General features: G+C 74.4%; 15 protein-coding genes. 9 read left to right on the plus strand and 6 right to left on the minus strand.

All coding sequences use genetic code 11. From position 1 onward, the window contains the following. Positions 1-56: 56 nt before the first annotated feature. Positions 57-1,286: an MFS transporter gene (locus tag IF27_RS16940; RefSeq protein WP_052850419.1), complete on the plus strand. Its 1,230-nt coding sequence runs from the start codon at positions 57-59 to the stop codon at positions 1,284-1,286. 4 nt (positions 1,287-1,290) lie between these two features. Here the strand turns inward: IF27_RS16940 and IF27_RS16945 are convergent, their stop codons facing one another. Then, positions 1,291-1,884, minus strand: coding sequence for a hypothetical protein (locus tag IF27_RS16945; protein WP_052850420.1), 594 nt, complete (start codon positions 1,882-1,884; stop codon positions 1,291-1,293). An 86-nt stretch (positions 1,885-1,970) separates the two neighbouring features. Here IF27_RS16945 and IF27_RS16950 point away from each other — a divergent pair, with 86 nt between their 5' ends. The 6 genes from IF27_RS16950 (at position 1,971) to IF27_RS16975 (ending at position 7,319) form a co-directional block, all read left to right on the plus strand. Beyond that, on the plus strand, positions 1,971-2,264 hold the full coding sequence (locus IF27_RS16950) for a hypothetical protein (RefSeq protein ID WP_190232997.1): 294 nt from the start codon (positions 1,971-1,973) through the stop codon (positions 2,262-2,264). Beyond that, complete coding sequence (locus tag IF27_RS16955) at positions 2,261-2,515, plus strand: type II toxin-antitoxin system RelE family toxin (RefSeq protein ID WP_052850422.1); 255 nt, start codon at positions 2,261-2,263, stop codon at positions 2,513-2,515. Before IF27_RS16950 ends, IF27_RS16955 begins: the two co-directional genes overlap by 4 nt. A 244-nt stretch (positions 2,516-2,759) precedes the next feature. Beyond that, positions 2,760-3,626 carry an ABC transporter ATP-binding protein gene (locus tag IF27_RS16960; RefSeq protein ID WP_420822019.1) on the plus strand — a complete coding sequence of 289 codons (867 nt, stop codon included), beginning with the start codon at positions 2,760-2,762 and terminating at the stop codon, positions 3,624-3,626. Then, on the plus strand, positions 3,623-4,615 hold the full coding sequence (locus IF27_RS16965) for an ABC transporter substrate-binding protein (protein ID WP_052850424.1): 993 nt from the start codon (positions 3,623-3,625) through the stop codon (positions 4,613-4,615). Before IF27_RS16960 ends, IF27_RS16965 begins: the two co-directional genes overlap by 4 nt. Before the next feature lie 7 nt (positions 4,616-4,622). Beyond that, positions 4,623-6,719, plus strand: a complete 2,097-nt coding sequence (locus IF27_RS16970; RefSeq protein ID WP_052850425.1) for an iron ABC transporter permease — start codon at positions 4,623-4,625, stop codon at positions 6,717-6,719. 60 nt (positions 6,720-6,779) lie between these two features. After that, complete coding sequence (locus IF27_RS16975) at positions 6,780-7,319, plus strand: GNAT family N-acetyltransferase (RefSeq protein ID WP_052850426.1); 540 nt, start codon at positions 6,780-6,782, stop codon at positions 7,317-7,319. A gap of 25 nt (positions 7,320-7,344) precedes the next feature. On the opposite strand, the gene IF27_RS16980 is transcribed toward IF27_RS16975, so the two are convergent. From IF27_RS16980 to IF27_RS16995, 4 genes are all read right to left on the minus strand, one after another. Further along, entirely contained in the window at positions 7,345-7,908 is a 564-nt protein-coding gene (locus IF27_RS16980; protein ID WP_052850427.1) for an SUKH-4 family immunity protein, read from the minus strand. A gap of 60 nt (positions 7,909-7,968) precedes the next feature. Further along, the gene (locus tag IF27_RS16985) at positions 7,969-8,742 is read right to left on the minus strand and encodes a nucleic acid/nucleotide deaminase domain-containing protein (protein ID WP_052850428.1); all 774 of its coding nucleotides are present in this window, start codon (positions 8,740-8,742) and stop codon (positions 7,969-7,971) included. A gap of 465 nt (positions 8,743-9,207) precedes the next feature. Continuing rightward, positions 9,208-10,380 carry a S1 family peptidase gene (locus IF27_RS16990; RefSeq protein WP_052850429.1) on the minus strand — a complete coding sequence of 391 codons (1,173 nt, stop codon included), beginning with the start codon at positions 10,378-10,380 and terminating at the stop codon, positions 9,208-9,210. A gap of 159 nt (positions 10,381-10,539) precedes the next feature. Beyond that, positions 10,540-11,625, minus strand: a complete 1,086-nt coding sequence (locus IF27_RS16995) for a phosphotransferase family protein (RefSeq protein ID WP_190232998.1) — start codon at positions 11,623-11,625, stop codon at positions 10,540-10,542. A 328-nt stretch (positions 11,626-11,953) separates the two neighbouring features. On the opposite strand from IF27_RS16995, the gene IF27_RS17000 reads away from it, so the two are divergent. Then, positions 11,954-13,087, plus strand: coding sequence for a lectin (locus IF27_RS17000; protein WP_052850675.1), 1,134 nt, complete (start codon positions 11,954-11,956; stop codon positions 13,085-13,087). An 83-nt stretch (positions 13,088-13,170) separates the two neighbouring features. Here IF27_RS17000 and IF27_RS17005 read toward each other — a convergent pair whose 3' ends face one another. Then, on the minus strand, positions 13,171-14,307 hold the full coding sequence (locus IF27_RS17005) for an LLM class flavin-dependent oxidoreductase (protein ID WP_052850431.1): 1,137 nt from the start codon (positions 14,305-14,307) through the stop codon (positions 13,171-13,173). Positions 14,308-15,061: 754 nt separating this feature from the next. Here IF27_RS17005 and IF27_RS17010 point away from each other — a divergent pair. Beyond that, positions 15,062-16,279, plus strand: coding sequence for an LLM class flavin-dependent oxidoreductase (locus IF27_RS17010; protein ID WP_052850432.1), 1,218 nt, complete (start codon positions 15,062-15,064; stop codon positions 16,277-16,279). Positions 16,280-16,336: the final 57 nt, after the last annotated feature.

Consider the following 16,336-nt stretch of genomic DNA (forward strand, 5'->3'; position numbering starts at 1 on the left):
AACCGTGAGAAGTTCGTCGTTGTTCCCGGGCCAGGGCCGGCTGTTGGGTTGGACCCATGAGCACCCCGACGCAGGAAGACCACGGCGCCGCCCGCGCGGCGCGCACCACGGCGCGGCGATGGACGGCGGTCGCGACGCTCGCGCTCAGCACGTTCGTGGTCGTGACGTCCGAGATGCTGCCGGTCGGCGTGCTGACCCCGATGGCCGACGGGCTCGGGATCTCGCCGGGCACGGCGGGCTTCAGCCTGGGCATCACGGGGGTCGTGACCGCCGTCACCGCGCCCGCGGTGCCGCGGCTCCTGGGGGCGTTCGACCGGCGGACGGTGCTGGCCGTCGCCATGGTGGTGCTTGCGGCGGGCAACGTCCTGACCGCCGTGGCGCAAGGATTCGGCCTGCTGGTCGTCGCGCGGATCGTCCTCGGGGTCGGGATGGGGGTGGTGTGGGGGCTGTCGGCCGCCGTGGCGACGCGGCTCGTGGCGCCGCGTGACGCCGCGCTGGCGGTGTCCGTGACGATCGGCGGCGTCGCGGCGGCCTCGGTCGCGGGTGTGCCGCTGGGCACGCTGGTCAGCAACGGGTTCGGCTGGCGCGCGGCGTTCGTGACGCTGTCCGTCGCGGCCGTGGCGCTCGCCGCCGGGCTGCGCGCGGCGCTGCCGCGTCTGCCCCGACCGGCTGCGCCGGACGGCGGGGACGGCGGGGTGGGCCGGGAGGCGCGTGAACCGCTGCTGCGCACCGCGCCGGTGGCCGTCGGGCTCACGCTGGTGGCCTTCCTCGTCACCGCGCACTTCGGCGCCTACACGTACGTGCGGCCCGTCCTCGAAGAGCGCGCCGGGATGTCGGCGGGGACGGTGGCCCTGGTCCTGCTGGTCTACGGACTCTGCGGGCTGGTCGGCAACTTCGCCGCCGGTGCCCTCGCCGCGCGCCGCGCCCGCCGTACGGTGCTGGGCCTGGCGGCGGGCGTCTGCGCGGCCCTCGTGCTGCTCGCGTCCTTCGGGAGCGTCGCCCGGGTCACGGTGGCCGGTGTCGCGCTGTGGGGTCTGGCGTACGGCGGGCTGTCGGTGGCGGGGCAGATCTGGATGACGCGGGCCGCGCCGCGCCGGGTCGAGCAGGTCTCGGGGATCTACGTGGGGGTGTTCACCGGCGCCATCGCCCTGGGCGCCTTCCTCGGCGGCACGGTCGTGGAGGCGGCGGGCGTCACGCCCCTGCTGTGGGGCGCCGCCGCGCTGGCGGCTGTGGCGTGCGCCGTGGGGGCGCTGGGCGCGGGGCCTGACGACGGCACGCGGGCCTGATCGGTCACGTCAGCCGGTCGAGGACGCGCTCGCGCAGCGCCGGGTCCACGCCGTGGTCGGCCAGGGCCTGGCGGAGGAGGGGGAGGTCCGCGCCGTGCGAGCGGAGGTGTTCCAGCAGCGGCGCGCGCCGGTCGGGGCGGTCGCGGACGATCTCGGTCACCAGCCGGAGTTCCAGGCGGACCGCCTGGACGACGTGCTGCCCGAGGGGCACGGGCACGGAGTGCTTCCACGGGCCGGGCCCGGCGCATTCGGCGGTGTCGATGTCCGTCGGGCCCTCGACGGTGCTGAACTCCACGGCGATTCCCTGCACCTCGAACCGGGTGAAGTACTGCCGGGCGTCCGGCAGCCAGACCGGCGGGGCCGGGCAGGGGAGGCCGGACAGCGCGGCGGCGGCCACGTCCACGTCGCTCCGGTCGGCCACCAGGACGTCCACGTCACCGGCGGACGTGCGGACGCCCTGCGCCAGGGCCGCGCCGGTGCCGACCAGCCGCATGTCGAACCGTGGGGCGGCCCGGCCGATCCGGTCGAGCACCGCCGTGAGCACGCGCTCCAGCGCGGCGCGGTCCGTGAGCCCGTGTGTCGTGCCGTCCGCACCCATGAGGCGACCCTATGACGAACAGCCGTGCGGTGCAGCGCGGTTGACGCCCGGCGCTCGCCGTCCCCACGCTCGGATAACCTCCGTGCATGGATGAATACACTCCGTTGCGCGGATTGGTGAGGCTCGGCCCCTGGGACGCCATGCCGATCCCCGACGCCGGTGAGCAGTTGCAGGCCGTCGCCCGGCGCGTGGCCGACTCCCGCGAGGAGATCGCCCTGACGGACTCGGACGGCCGGATCGTCGCCGTCGTCATCAGCCTGCCGAAGCTGGAGGACCTGGAGGAGAACCTCTCCCTCGCGCGCAACGAGATCGACCGGCGCGACGGCAAGGAACTCACGTCGCACGAGGACTTCATGAAAGAACTCAGGGGCGGCGCATGAGCGCGGTGCAGTGGGCCGACCCGGCGAAGCGTTCGTTCGCCCGGTTCCAGAAGGACGATCCCCGGGGCGCCGACCTGTTGCTCGACAGCATCAACCTTCTGGCGAAGAACCCGCAGCCCGCCGGGGCGCACTCGTACGGAGGCGATGAGTTCCGCATCCACGTCGGCCTCTACCGCGTGCTCTACCGCATCGTCAGCCGGAACCCGCTGATCCTGGCGGTCGAGCACATCGGACGGGCCAACACCGCTTGACGACGGAGAGGCCGCGGCAGCGCGCGGGACCGGTGACGGGCGGGGGCGCCGGGCCCGTACCCGGCGTGGGGACCGGAGTGTGGTCACTGCACGGCGGCGCGTGCCCTCGTGTGGTGAACCAGGCTTCCACGCACCCCCGTTGACGGCCCGCTCGGCACGTCCCCGCGTACCGGGGACATCTCCGGTCGGTCTCGGTTCAGGGGTGGGTGAAAAAACAGCTTAGGCATGCCTTACCTTAGTCCCCGTGACAGTGAACTCAGCGTCCGCCGCGTCGGCGGCGATGCGCGCGGACGGCGTCCGGGCGGGCTACCGCGGCACGGACGTCGTGCACGACGCGTCGGTCCGGCTGACCGCCGGACGCGTGACCGCCCTCATAGGCCCCAACGGCAGCGGCAAGTCCACGCTGCTGCGCACCATGGCCGCCCTCCACCCCGCCACGGCGGGACGGATCGACCTCGGCGGCGGGACGGCCGTCCGCGATCTCGCGCCCAAGGAACTCGCGCGCCGTCTCACCCTGCTGTCACAGGCACGCCCCACCCCCGGCGGCGTGACCGTGCGCGAGGTGGTCGAGTACGGCCGCCACCCGTACCGTCCGCGCTGGGGGCCGGGGGACACCGAGGGGCCCGAGGTCGTGCGGCGCGTCATGGAGATGACCGGCGTCACCGACCTCGCGCCGCGCCCCGTGGACAGCCTCTCCGGCGGGCAGCTCCAGCGCGTGTGGCTCGCGAGCTGCCTCGCGCAGGACACGCCCGTCCTGCTGCTCGACGAGCCGACCACCTTCCTCGACCTGCGCTACCAGGTCGAACTCCTCGACATCGTCCGCGACCTGGCCGACGCGCACGGCATCGCCGTCGGCCTCGTCCTGCACGACCTCGACCAGGCCGCCGCGGTCGCCGACGACATCGTGCTGCTGGTCGGCGGCCGGATCGCCGCCACCGGCACGCCCGCCGAGGTCATGACCGCGAGCCTGCTCACCGCGGCGTACGGCATCGACGTCGATGTCCACCGCGACCCCGACTCGGGGCTCGTCCACGCCAGGCCACGCGCCAGGCACCACGGCCGCCTGCGTCAGCCCCGGACCCGTAACACCCCTGAAAGGAACACCCCTTGAGACACCGCGCCGCCCCCGCGCTCGCCACGCTGCTCGCGCTCGCCGCGCTCACCGCCTGCGGCACCACCGAGGACCCGGCCGAGGACGAGGAGTCCGCCCCCGCGGCGTCGTCCGGCGAGTCCATCACGCTCACCGACGCCCGGGGTGAGGAGATCACCCTCGACGGCCCGGCGGTCCGCGTCGCGGGCACCGAGTGGAACGTCGTGGAGTACCTGGTCTCGCTCGGCGTCCAGCCCGTCGGCGTCTCCGACGTGGAGGGCTTCGAGACCTGGGACAGCGCGGTCACGCTGGACGACGGCGTCACCGACATCGGCACGCGCGGCGAGCCCAGCATGGACACCCTCGCGACGCTCGACCTCGACGCCGTGTTCGCCACCGACGAGATGGTCGATGGCGCGCTGGAGCAGATCGAGGAGGACGTCCCCGTCATCGTCGTGCCCGGCGGTGACGTGGCGGACCCGATCGGGACCATGTTCGACAACCTCGACCTCGTGGCGCGCGCCACCGGCACCGAGGACCGCGCGGTCGGGATGCGCGCGGCGTTCGACGAGGCCGTGGCGAACGGGCGCACCGCGCTCGCCGAGGCCGGTGTCGAGGGCGGCACCGTGGCCTTCGCCGACGGCTACCAGACGGGCGAGACGGTCTCCATACGCCCGTTCGGCCCCGGCTCGCTCATCGGCGGCGTGCTGGCGGAACTCGGCTTCACCGACGCGTGGAGCAGCGTGGAGGGCCTGGAGTTCGACCCGGTCTACGGCCTCGGCCAGACCGACGTGGAGGGGCTGACGGCGCTGCCCGAGGACACCGCGTTCTGGTACATCGGCAACGACAGCGAGGCCGACCCGTTCTCCGAGACGCTGCCCGACAACTCCGTGTGGGCCTCCCTGCCCTTCTCCGCGGACGCGGTCAGGCTCCCGGACTCCATCTGGATGTTCGGCGGCCCCGCCTCGATGACGCAGTTCATCGACGCGGTCGTGGACGCCGCGAGCTGACCTCGCGATGAGCATCGGCACGCTCACCCGGCGGCCCGCCGGGCCCGCCACCGCTCCCCCGGCCGAGGCACCCGCCTCGGCCGGGCGGCTGGCGGCCCTCGCCGCGGTCCTCCTCGCCGCCCTGGCCCTCCTGTCGGCGGCGCACCTCGCGCAGGGCACCGCCGCCGTCGGCCTCGGCGACCTCGTGTCCTGGCTGCTGGGGCGTGACTTCGGGCTGGAGACGGCCGTCGTCGTCGAGTCCCGCATCCCCCGGCTCGTCGCCGGGCTCACGGTCGGGGCCGCGCTCGGCGCCGCCGGGTGCGTGCTCCAGTCGATCTCGCGGAACCCGGTGGCCTCGCCCGACGTCCTCGCCGTCAACAACGGCGCGCATCTCGCGCTCGTCGTCGGCGCCGCCACCGGCCTGTCCCTCCCCTACTTCGGCGACGTCGCCCTCGCGTTCGGCGGCGGGCTCGTGGCCGCGGCCGTCGTCCTGCTGCTCACCGGCAACGAGTACGGCACGGTGCGGCTCGTCCTCGGCGGCACGGCCGTCTCGCTCGCCCTGTCGTCCGTCACGACCTCGCTGCTGATCCTCTACCCGACCGAGGGCACCGGCCTGTACGCGTGGGCGTCCGGCTCGCTCAGCCAGAACGGCCTGGGCACCATGCGGCTGATGGCCCCGGCGATCCTCGCCTGCATCGCCGTCCTGCTGCTGCTCGGCAGGCGGCTCGACGTGATGGCGCTGGGCGACGACGAGGCGCGCTCCCTCGGCGTCCCCGTGCGCGGCACGCAGTTCGGCGTCCTGCTGGTGGCCGTGCTCATGTCCACGGCCGCCGTCGCCGCGACCGGGCCCATCGGCTTCGTCGGCCTGGCCGCGCCCGCGGTGATCCGGCTGCTGGTGCCGGTCGTACCGGGACTGCACCGGCACCGGGCGCTGATCCCGCTGTCGGCGCTGAGCGGCATGGTCATCATCCTGGGCGCCGACGTGCTGCTGCGCGCCGCCATCGGGGCGCAGAGCGCCGTGCGCGTGCCCACCGGCGTCGTCACGTCGCTGCTGGGCGGGGCGCTCATGATCGGGCTGGCGATGCGGCTGCGGGCCACGCCGATCGGCGGCGCCTCCGAGGCACTTGAGGTCCGGGGCACCGGCGCCAGGCACCGGGGGCTGCTGACGGGCGCGATCGTCGCCGTGCTGGCCGGGGTGCTCGTGACGGCGGCGCTGGTGGGCGACCGTTCCTTCCTCTTCGGCGACCTCGTGATGTGGGCGCGCGGCGAGGCGGGGCCGCTCGTCAGCACCGTGATGGGCACGCGCGTGCCACGGCTCGTGGCGGCGCTCCTCGCGGGCGCGGCGCTCGCCGTGGCGGGCACCACGATCCAGGCGGTGACGCGCAACCCGCTCGCCGACCCGAGCATCGTCGGCGTCGCCGGGGGCGCGTCGGTCGGCGCCGTCGTGGTGGTGACGTACGTGCCCCTCGCCGGTTTCTGGGCGCTCACCGGCGCCGCGGGCCTCGGCGCGGCCGTGGCGGCGGGGATCGTCTTCTCCCTGTCGGCGCGCGGCGGCTTCGCGTCCGACCGGCTGGTCCTGGTCGGCGTCGGCATCAGCTACATGACGACGGCGGTGGTGACGCTGCTCGTCGTCACCACCGACCCGTTCAACGCGACGAAGGCGCTGACCTGGCTGTCCGGCTCGACCTACGGGCGCACGTACGAGCACCTGCTGCCGCTCGCCGTCAGCTGCCTCGTCGTCATCCCCCTGGCCTGGGCCGCGCACCGGCGGCTCGACCTGATCTCGCTGGACGAGGACACCCCGCGCCTGCTGGGCCTGAGCGTGCCGCGCACGCGGCTGCTCCTGCTGGGCTGCGGCGTGGTGCTGACGGGGACGGCGGTCGCCGCCATCGGCATGATCGGGTTCGCCGGGCTCGTCGCCCCGCACGCGGCGCGGACGCTCGTGGGGCGGCGCCACCGGTGGGTCATCCCCGTCGCGGCGCTCCTCGGCGGCACGCTCGTCGTGCTGGCCGACCTCGTCGGGCGGACGGTGATCGCGCCCGACCAGCTGCCCGCAGGGCTGCTGACGGCCGTCATCGGCACGCCGTACTTCCTCTGGCTGCTGCACCGCACGCGCGCCGTGTGACAGGTCACCCCCGGGCGTCCGCGCTTGCGCGGGGCGCGCCCGGGGCCCGACCATCTGCGTATGCCTGCCTCCCCGACGCTGACCGAGGGTGACGTCACCCTGTCCCCGCTCGTGCCGGAGGACGTGGACGCCCATCTCGCGGGCGAGGACGCCGAACTGGTGCGCTGGCTGAACGGCGGCACGGGCGACCGCGCCGCCACCGAGGAGCACGTCAGGTACTGCGGCGCCCAGTGGGCGGGCGGCGGCCCGCTGCGGGCGTTCGGGCTGCGGGTGGGCAGCCCGCCGGTACTGGCCGGGACCATCGACCTGCGCTTCGGCATGCCGGGGCTCGACTCCGACCAGGTCAACATCGCGTACGGCCTGTACCCGGCCTGGCGCGGGCGGGGGCTGGCCACCCGGGCGGTACGGCTGGCCTGCCGGTACGCCGCGGCCGAAGGTGCGGCGGAAGGCGTGATCCAGGTGGACCCCGCGAACCCCCGCTCGGCGGCGGTGGCGGTGCGGGCGGGCTTCTCGTACGTCATGCAGGTACGGCGCCTGGACGGCGGCCTGTTCGACCGGTACGTCCGCGACCTGGCGCGGGACGCGGAGCCGGGGGCCTGACGCGGGGAGCCGCGGGTGGGCGTAGTCATCCGTAGGTGGCGAGGGTTTCGAGGATGCGGCTCCAGAACCGTTCGGGTTGGTCCAGCGGCTCCGGGTCCACCGCGTCCCGGTCCACCGCCTGGATCTCGGCCTCGGCCTTCTCGGCGGCGGAGTCGCGGAAGGAGTTGGGGACTCCTTCCGCGAAGTCGTCCCAGCGGCGGAACAGGACGAGCAGGCTGCGGGTGAACAGATCGACACGGCTGTTGACCACCGTGCCGTCGATCAGCTCCCACAGGAGCCCGGTGGCGCCGTCGAGGTAGATCAGGTCACCGAAGCAGTAGCCGAGCAGCACCCAGTGACCGGCCGTCTCCGGCAGACCCCGCACCCCGGAGAACTCCGGATCTCCGTCCACCGCATTCGGCAGGCCCACCGCCAGGTACTCCAACGGCTCGTAGGCGAAGCCCTCCACGACCGGAAGTCCCACCTCGGCAAGGAAACGCCGCGTCTGCGGGTGCGTGACCAGTGGATTGAGCCGCCCGTCCGGAATGGCGACAAGCCGACCCGTCCCGAAAGCCGACTCCAGCTCAGCGCGCAGGATGGCGAAACTCACGAGGTTCCTCCTGAGTGGTGATCATGTCGGTACCGTCGGCGGCGCGCCCCCGCACCGGCTTCACGGATCTTCCGGATCGTCCCTGAACAGCCGGGCCATGTACTCCGCGTGAGCGTCGTTCCCTTTCCGGCGGGATTCCTTGGTCTCCCCGTATTCGAAGGTGTGGGTGACATCGGCCCCCTCGAAGTACTGTGCGAGCCAGGCATCACAGCGACGCGTGGTGCACGGAGCCCTTTCCGTGTATATCTCCTGCGGAGCGCCCGCTAATCGCTCCATGGCGCCGATGAAGGGTACTCCGGCGTTCTGTTCCGAGTGCAGGCTCTGCTGAGGCCCGCTCCGGCCCACGAGGATGAAATGGCTGTCGCCGTCCTGGTAGCGGAACGCGGCGTAGTTCCCCCCGCGGTCGTTCGCCGCGAGCCGGGCGCGCTGGGTGGCACGCGCCAGCTCGGTGGTCCCGGCGACGACAGGGCGGGAATCGACGCGCGGTCGCTCACGGCTCGGCACCCCGGTCGCCAGGTTGTGGTGGCCGGAACGCTTCGGGGTGGCCCGGCCGTCCGCGCCCAGCAGGCCGCGGACGCCCGACCTGTCGTCCCCGCCGACGGGCACGAAGTCGCCCTCGGGGGTGAGCCGTTGGACGTTGCCCTCGTTGTCCACCATGTAGATGGGGACGCTGTCCTCGATGCGCCGCTCGGCGTCGTCGAACGCGTCGGCCGCCTGGCGCGTGCGGTCACCGATGCGGCGGTGGCCCGCGCCGAGCCCCCGGGGCACGTGCTCGGCGATCGACACGAGGATCTCCGTGACGGGCTCGGCGATGCGCCGCCCCACGCCGCTCACGGGTCAGCCCGTCACGGCGGGCGGCGGGAATGCGCGTAAGGAATCGGCGGGATGGTCCGGCGCGTCGATTCCGGGCCGGTCCACGACGTTGGCCTGGCCGCCGGGCAAGGTGATCGGCATGTATCCCCCCGATACACGTTCATCCCATCTTCCGGAAAAATGAGCTTACTGATGAGATGAGTATCGGAAAAGGGGCACCCGGCGACATCACCGACTCCATGCCCCGCCGCCCCTCTTTTCCGGCCATCCGGCGGCGATACGCGAGGGAATTCGACTGGCCACGGGGAAGGAAGGTGCCACCGGGACGCACGGGATATCGAGCGTCGCACGGGAAGGAAAAGGCGGCACTTACGGTCATGTGCCGAATTACGGAATCCGTGGAATACACGCTCACCGACGGCCCGGGCCGCCGCGTGTGCAGGAGGCGGCGGCCCGGGGGTTCCGTACGGGACGGGGCGGGGCGGGTCAGGCCGTGTGGAGGGTGAGGCCGTAGCGGGCCAGGATCTCGTTCACCGGCTGGTACCAGGTCTCGCCGCCGGAGGCGCAGTTGCCCCAGCCGCCCGAGGTGACGCCCTGGGCCTGGTCGCCGCTGATGAACGACCCGCCGGAGTCGCCGGGTTCGGCGCAGACGCTCGTCCTGGTCAACTGGTGGACCGTCTCGCCCGTGCTGTAGTTGACGGTCTCGTTCTTGCCGAGGACCGTGCCGCAGTGCCAGCCGGTCGTGGAGCCCGAGCGGCAGATCGACGCGCCGACGGGCGCCTCGGCCGAACCGCGCACGAGGGAGTCGGGGGCGGCGCCCCAGCCGAGGACGACGGGCTCGGTCCACCAGCCGTTGCCGACGCTGACGAACGCGTAGTCGTCGCCGGGCCAGGACGAGCCCTGGAACTGGCCGATGAGCGAGCCGTCCCAGCCGGACACCTGCTGCCCGGCGCCGCCGCAGTGCCCGGCCGTCACGAAGCCGCCGTGGACGGAGAAGCCGATGGAGCAGCGGACGTTGCCCGTGTAGTACGGGTCGCCGCCGACCGTCCCGGCCGCGAAGGTCTCGGGGGCAGGGGCCGCGTCGGCGGCCACGGTGACGGGCCCGGCCGCGCGCGCCGCCGCGAGGAAGTCCTCGGTGGCGGCGTCGCGTTCAGCCCCGGCGACGAGGGTGACGACGACGCTGTTGGCGCGCGGATCGACGTGCCAGCTCGCGACGGCGGCGGGGGCGCCGTCCGCCGTGGCGCCGAGGCCGTCCAGGGCGGCGAGGGTCGCGTCCAGCTCGTCGTCGGTGTGGGTGACGAGCCGGGCCTCGGCCCCGGCGGCGCGGACGTCGGCCGCGCGGGCGGCGTCGGTGACCGCGACGACGAGGCCGCCGCCCGCCGGGTCGAACCAGCTGCCGCCGAAGGCGTCGCCCGCGGCGCGGCGGGCGGCGGGTTCGGTCGCGGCGGCGGCCGTCTCCTGGGCGAGGCGGGTGCGGGCCTGGTCCTCGGTGAGGCCGAGGTCGCGCTGGAGCGCGGTGAGCAGGCCGGGCGAGGCGGGCTGCACGGCGGCGTCGGGGGCCGTGGCGGTGGCGGTGGCGGTGCCGGTGCCGGTCCCGACGAGGGCGCCGGTGACCAGCAGGGCGGACAGGGAGAGGCGCACAGCGGTGCCGCGTCTCATGTGGGGGTCTCCTTCTGTCGCTCGGTGCGAGGCGTGGGGGGAAGAGAGAAGAGGGAGGAACGCGGCGCCACGGTGGGGCGTGGCGGCCCGCGCCGTCATTCTGGCATGCGCATGACATTCACGGGAGGGCGCGCACGCCCGCGCACGGCACGCGGGACGTCAGCCCGCGGACGTCAGCCTGGCCTCGGCGTCGCGCGCCCGCGCGAGCCCTTCGGCGATGTCCTGCGCGACGGACGCCCTGACCTCCGGGTCGAGGGAGGCGTCCCGGGCGGCGGCCAGCCCCGGCCCCAGCCGCACCTGGACGCCCCAGGACACCGACCACAGGTCGATGACGCGCCTGGCCGCGCGCACCAGCGCCCGGTCCGCGCCGCGCGCGGCGAGCGCCCGCCCGTAGGCGTCGGTGATCAGCGCGTCGAACGCACGGCGGCCCAGCCCGCCGCGATCGCCGCCCCTGGCCTGGTAGTTGCTCAAGAAGACGGCGATGTCACCGCCGAGCGGGCCGACGCCCGCCTGCGCCCAGTCGATGAGCAGCAGGCGCCCGTCCTGGGCGCGGCCCGCGTTGTCCGTGTGGAAGCCGCCATGCTGGAAACCGGTGGGCGCGGCGGCGAGTTGACGGGCGAAGTCCTCGGCGCCGTCGAGCAGGCGCAGCGCGAGCCCGGCGTCGCGCGGCGGGACGAGGGACGGCCTCCCGCCGTCCGCCCCGGCCAGTTCCTCCTTCACCCGCCTTGTGGCGGCCGGGACATGATGCCGGAAGGCGTCGTACTCGCTGCTCGCCCAGTCGGCGCCCCGCGTCCCTGGCGGCAGGACGCCGAGGTGCAGCCCGGCGACGGCCTCCACGGCCCGGACGGCCGCGGCGACGTCCCAGGGGACGTCCAACTGGTCCGTCACGTCCGCGAACCACAGGCACACCACGCCGTCCACCGTGCCGATGGCGCGCACGTCGGGCGTCACCACCTCATCCGTCAGCACGGCGACGATCCCGGCGCGGTGGACGTCCGCCTCGCGCCGCGCGCCGGACGGGCCGCGCCGGAACGCCCCTGGCCCGCGGTCGTCCTCGGCGCGGAGCGCCTTGAGCACGACGCTCCGGCCCCGGGCGCCGGGAGCGCCGAGGTCCACGCGCAGGACGGTCGCGCCGGACAGTCCTGGCGTCAGGTCGGCGACGACCCGCGCCGCCGCCGGGTCGATCCCCTCCCAGCGGCACACGGCCAGCAGCCGCCGGACGGCCGCGTCAGTCGGCTCCACCACGCGCACGAGGCGCCACCTCCGTCCCGCCGCGCCCCGGTGTCGGTCGGGTGACGGGGGCGCCGATCCTGCGAGCAGCCTGCCATGCGGGAGCGGGGGTGGCGCGGCCGACACCGCGACGGCCGACGGGCAGGGCGCGCGCCGGGGTTCGCGGGACTTCGCACCCGCGACCACGGGGCGGGGCGCACGCGGCGCCGGGGCGGGCGCGCCGGAGTTCGATTGGTACAGACCATACTCTTGACGGGGGGACGTGTTCACTTCTTCAATCAGCCATGAGACATCCCCATCGGCCACTCCCGCACCCGATTCCGGCGAAAGGTGTGTCATGAGCATGAGGAAGTTGTGGAGACGTGCGCTCCACAAGGTCAGGTACGTCGCGGCCGGTTCGCTGGTCGTCGGGCTGCTGAGCGTCCTGCCCGTGTCCCCCGCGAGCGCGGCCACCGGCCAGATCAGCGGGTACGCGGGCAAGTGCATCGACGTGGCGGGCGCGTCGAGCGCCAACGGCACGCCGGTGCAGATCTACGACTGCAACGGCACCGGTGCCCAGCAGTGGAACGTCGGCTCGGACGGCACCATCCGCGCGCTCGGCAAGTGTCTCGACGTCAGCAACAACTCCACGGCCAACGGCGCGCAGCTCCACCTGTGGGACTGCACCGGGGCCGCGAACCAGCGCTGGAGCGTCACCGGCGCGCGCGACATCGTGAACCCGCAGGCCAACAAGTGCATCGACGTCACCGGCCCCTCGTCGGCGAACGGCACACGCCTCCAGATCTGGACCTGCACGGGCGCGTCCAACCAGAAGTGGAACGCCCCGCCCGCCGGGGGCGGCGGCAACCCGAACCCGAGCGGCTTCGTCGTCTCCGAGGCGCAGTTCAACCAGATGTTCCCCGGCCGCAACTCGTTCTACAGCTACAGCGGCCTGACCGCCGCCCTCAGCTCCTACCCGGCGTTCGCCACCACGGGCGGGGCGACGATCTCGCGGCAGGAGGCGGCGGCGTTCCTCGCGAACGTCAGTCACGAGACGGGCGGTCTGGTCCACATCGTGGAGCAGAACACGGCCAACTACCCGCACTACTGCGACTGGGGCCAGTCGTACGGCTGCCCGGCCGGTCAGGCCGCCTACTACGGGCGCGGCCCGATCCAGCTGAGCTGGAACTTCAACTACAAGGCGGCGGGTGACGCCCTCGGCATCGACCTGCTCAACAACCCCTGGCTCGTGCAGAACGACTCGGCCGTCGCCTGGCGCACCGCCCTGTGGTACTGGAACACGCAGAACGGCCCCGGCACCATGACGGCGCACAACGCCATGGTCAACCAGCGCGGGTTCGGCGAGACCATCCGCAGCATCAACGGCTCGCTTGAGTGCAACGGCGGCAACCCGACGCAGGTGCAGAGCCGCGTCACGACCTACCAGCGGTTCACCGGCATCCTCGGCGTCACGCCGGGCGCCAACCTGTACTGCTGATCCGGCCGCACCACCCCCGCACCACCCCTGCCCCGCTCCCGGAAGGACCCGCGCGGTCCGCCCCGGGGGCGGGGTCGTTCAGTTCACGCCGTCGCGGCCCAGGCGCGGGCCAGCAGTTCGTACGAGCGCACGCGGTCCTCGTGGCCGTGCGTGATGGTCGTGATGAGCAGTTCGTCCGCGCCCGTCGCGTCCCGCAGCGTGGCGAGGCCCTTGGCGACGGTCCCCGGCGAGCCCACGAACTGCGTGTCCACGCGGTCGGCGACCAGCGCGCGTTCCTCGTCGGTCCACGGCAGGCGGGCCGCCTCCTCCGGCGTCGGGAAGGGCATGGCGCCCTCGGCGCTGCGGATGCTGCGCACCCAGGGCGCGTACCCGGCGGCCAGTTCGCGGGCCGTGCCGTCGTCGGGGGCGACGACGGCGTCGGCCGACACCAGCACGTACGGCTCGGCGAGCGCGGCGGAGGGGCGGAACGCGGCCCGGTACGCCTCGACGGCCTCCAGCACCGTCCCCGGCGAGACGTGGTAGTTGGCGGCGAACGGCAGCCCCCGCTCCCCCGCGACCTCGGCGCTCTGCCCGCCGCTGCTGCCGAGGACCCAGACCGCGACGTCCGCGCCCGCGCCCGGCACGGCGACGGCCTCGGCCTCCCCGTCCGTGTAGGTGCCCGCGAACAGCGCGAGGATGTCGTCGATCTGCTCCGCGTAGTCGGGCGTCTCGGCCTTCGGCTGCTGGAGCAGGCCGAGTTGGAGACGGAAGCGCGGCGAGTGGATCAGGCGGGCGAAGCCGGTGAAGCGGGGCGGGATGTACAGGCCCTCGGGCGTGTGACGGCCGGGCTCCGGCGGGGCGGCGGGAGGGGGCGGCCCGCCGCCCGGCCCGGTGCGCGGGGCGCCGGAGCGGCCGAGCCCGAGGTCGATGCGGCCGGGGAACAGCGCGTCGAGCAGGCCGAACTGCTCCACGACGGCGAGCGGCGTGTGGTGCCCGAGCTGCACGGCGCCTGAGCCGACCCGGATCGTGCGCGTGGCCTGGGCGACGAGCTGGATGACGAGCGCCGGGGTCGTACCGGCGACGCCCGGGTTGAGGTGGTGCTCCGCCAGCCAGTAGCGCCGGTAGCCGAACTCCTCGGTCCTGCGCGCCAGTTCCGCGGTGTTGCGGAGGGCCTGCGCGGCCGTGGAGCCCGAGCTGACCGGTACCAGGTCGAGCACGGAGAGGGGTGCGGGTGGCTTCATGCGGTGGCTGTCTCCCTGTGGTCGTCGGCACGCGCGCGGCCCCGGGGGTGTCCCGGCTCCGCCCCGCGGGGACGCGCCGTCCCGGGGGACGTCCCGCCGGGGTGGCGCCGTGTGGCGTCGTGTGGGCGTCCGATCGAACGCACGGTCCCACTGTGGCCACCGAATGTTGCGATGTCGTGTCTGTGGCATGGACACACCTCGGGACCGGACGGGGCGGGCGGGCCGCTGAGCGGCGCACATGCCGTTCCGGGGGCTTCGCGGGCGTCCGCGCGGCGTTCCAGGGGGCCATGGACAACCCGGAAGGGGCTTTGTTAGCTTCCCGTCATCCGCCCGGCGGCATCCGCCGGGTCCGCCGCGCTCCGGGTGAGGAGGCACGTCATGACCGCTGTCCCGCACGGGACCACGGGCACCCCGTCCGCCCTCCCCGCCCCCTGTCCGCCCACGCAGCGCGTGTCCTTGTACCGGCGGCTGTCGATCGACCTGCGCCGCTCGGCCGGCTCGCTCTGTAGCTGACCCCAGGTTTCACGCCGCCGTCCCCGCAGCGGACGGCGCGTGACGTCCCCCGGGCCTCGCGCGGACCCTCCGCGCCGCGCGCCCACCGCAGCCCGTCCAGCGCAGCCCCGTTCAGCGCAGCCGTGTCCCGCGCCGTCCCCGTCAAGCGCCGTCCCGTCCAGCGCCACCGCCCCCGCCTCGTCGCGGGCCCCGCGCCGTGCCCTGGGCCGCGCGTCTCCCCGTCCAGGAAGCGAGAGCACCGATGTCCCCTCCCGACCACCTCCACCTCGCGGTCGCCCTCGACGGCACCGGCTGGCACCCGGCGGCCTGGCGCGAGCCGGGCGCGCGGCCCGGCGAGCTGCTGACGGCGCGCTACTGGGCCGACCTGGTCGCCCGCGCCGAGTCGAGACTGCTCGACTTCGTCACCCTGGAGGACGCCCTGGCCCTCCAGTCCACGAGCCCGAACCGGCACGACGCGCGCACCGACGAGGTGCGCGGGCGGCTCGACGCCGTGCTGATCGCCTCCCGCGTCGCGCCGCTGACGCGGCACATCGGCCTCGTGCCGACCGTGACGGTCACGCACACCGAGCCGTTCCACATCTCCAAGGCGATCGCGACCCTCGACCACATCAGCGGCGGGCGCGGCGGCTGGCGGGCGCAGGTCGCCAAGCCGCTTGAGGCGCCGCACTTCGGGCGGCGCGAGGTCGCGCCGTTCCCCGAGCCGGGGCCTGACGGACGGCTGGCGCCGCCCGAGGAGTTCGCGCGGGCGGTGGCCGACGCGTTCGGCGAGACCGAGGACTTCGTGGAGGTCGTCAGGCGGCTGTGGGACAGCTGGGAGGACGACGCGGAGATCCGCGACGCCGCCACCGAGCGGTTCATCGACCGCGACAAGCTGCACTACGTGGACTTCGCCGGGCGCTGGTTCGCCGTCAGGGGCCCGTCGATCGTGCCGCGCCCGCCGCAGGGCCAGCCGCTGGTGACGGTCCTCGCGCACGCGTCCGCGCCCTACCGGCTGGGGGCGCGGTCGGCCGACGTCGTGTACGTCACGCCGCGCGACACGGAGCACGCGCGGGCCGTCGTCGCCGAGATCCGCGCGGAGCAGGAGACGGCGGGGCGCGGCGGGGAGACCGTGCACGTCTTCGCGGACATCGGCGTCACGCTCGGCGCGACGTCGGCCGAGGCCGAGGACCGCAGGGCGGCCCTGGACGCGCGGGCGGGCGGCGCGCCGGTCAGCGACGCGCAGGACTTCACCGGCACGGCCGTCGAACTGGCCGATCTGCTGCTGGCGTTGCGCGAGGGCGGGCTCACCGGTTTCCGGCTGCGGCCCGCCGTCCTGCCGGACGACCTGACGGCGGTGACGGGCGCGCTCGTGCCCGAACTCCAGCGCCGGGGCGTCTTCCGCACCGCCTACGAGGCGGCCACGCTGCGCGGCCTGCTCGGTCTCGGCAGGCCCGCCAACCGTTACGCGGCCCCCAGGTGACCGGCGCAGCGGCGCCGGGCGCCGCCCCCGTCACCCCGTCACGCCCCGCCCGCGCGG

Source organism: Streptomyces avicenniae, assembly GCF_000719135.1.
GTDB lineage: Bacteria > Actinomycetota > Actinomycetes > Streptomycetales > Streptomycetaceae > Streptomyces > Streptomyces avicenniae.

Excerpts from the sequence above, each read along its gene's own strand:
- IF27_RS16940 (WP_052850419.1), top strand. The coding sequence starts at position 57 with ATGAGCACCCCGACGCAGGAAGACCACGGCGCCGCCCGCGCGGCGCGC.
- IF27_RS16945 (WP_052850420.1), bottom strand. The coding sequence starts at position 1,884 with ATGGGTGCGGACGGCACGACACACGGGCTCACGGACCGCGCCGCGCTG.
- IF27_RS16950 (WP_190232997.1), top strand. The coding sequence starts at position 1,971 with ATGGATGAATACACTCCGTTGCGCGGATTGGTGAGGCTCGGCCCCTGG.
- IF27_RS16955 (WP_052850422.1), top strand. The coding sequence starts at position 2,261 with ATGAGCGCGGTGCAGTGGGCCGACCCGGCGAAGCGTTCGTTCGCCCGG.
- IF27_RS16970 (WP_052850425.1), top strand. The coding sequence starts at position 4,623 with ATGAGCATCGGCACGCTCACCCGGCGGCCCGCCGGGCCCGCCACCGCT.
- IF27_RS16975 (WP_052850426.1), top strand. The coding sequence starts at position 6,780 with ATGCCTGCCTCCCCGACGCTGACCGAGGGTGACGTCACCCTGTCCCCG.
- IF27_RS16990 (WP_052850429.1), bottom strand. The coding sequence starts at position 10,380 with ATGAGACGCGGCACCGCTGTGCGCCTCTCCCTGTCCGCCCTGCTGGTC.
- IF27_RS17000 (WP_052850675.1), top strand. The coding sequence starts at position 11,954 with ATGAGGAAGTTGTGGAGACGTGCGCTCCACAAGGTCAGGTACGTCGCG.
- IF27_RS17005 (WP_052850431.1), bottom strand. The coding sequence starts at position 14,307 with ATGAAGCCACCCGCACCCCTCTCCGTGCTCGACCTGGTACCGGTCAGC.
- IF27_RS17010 (WP_052850432.1), top strand. The coding sequence starts at position 15,062 with ATGTCCCCTCCCGACCACCTCCACCTCGCGGTCGCCCTCGACGGCACC.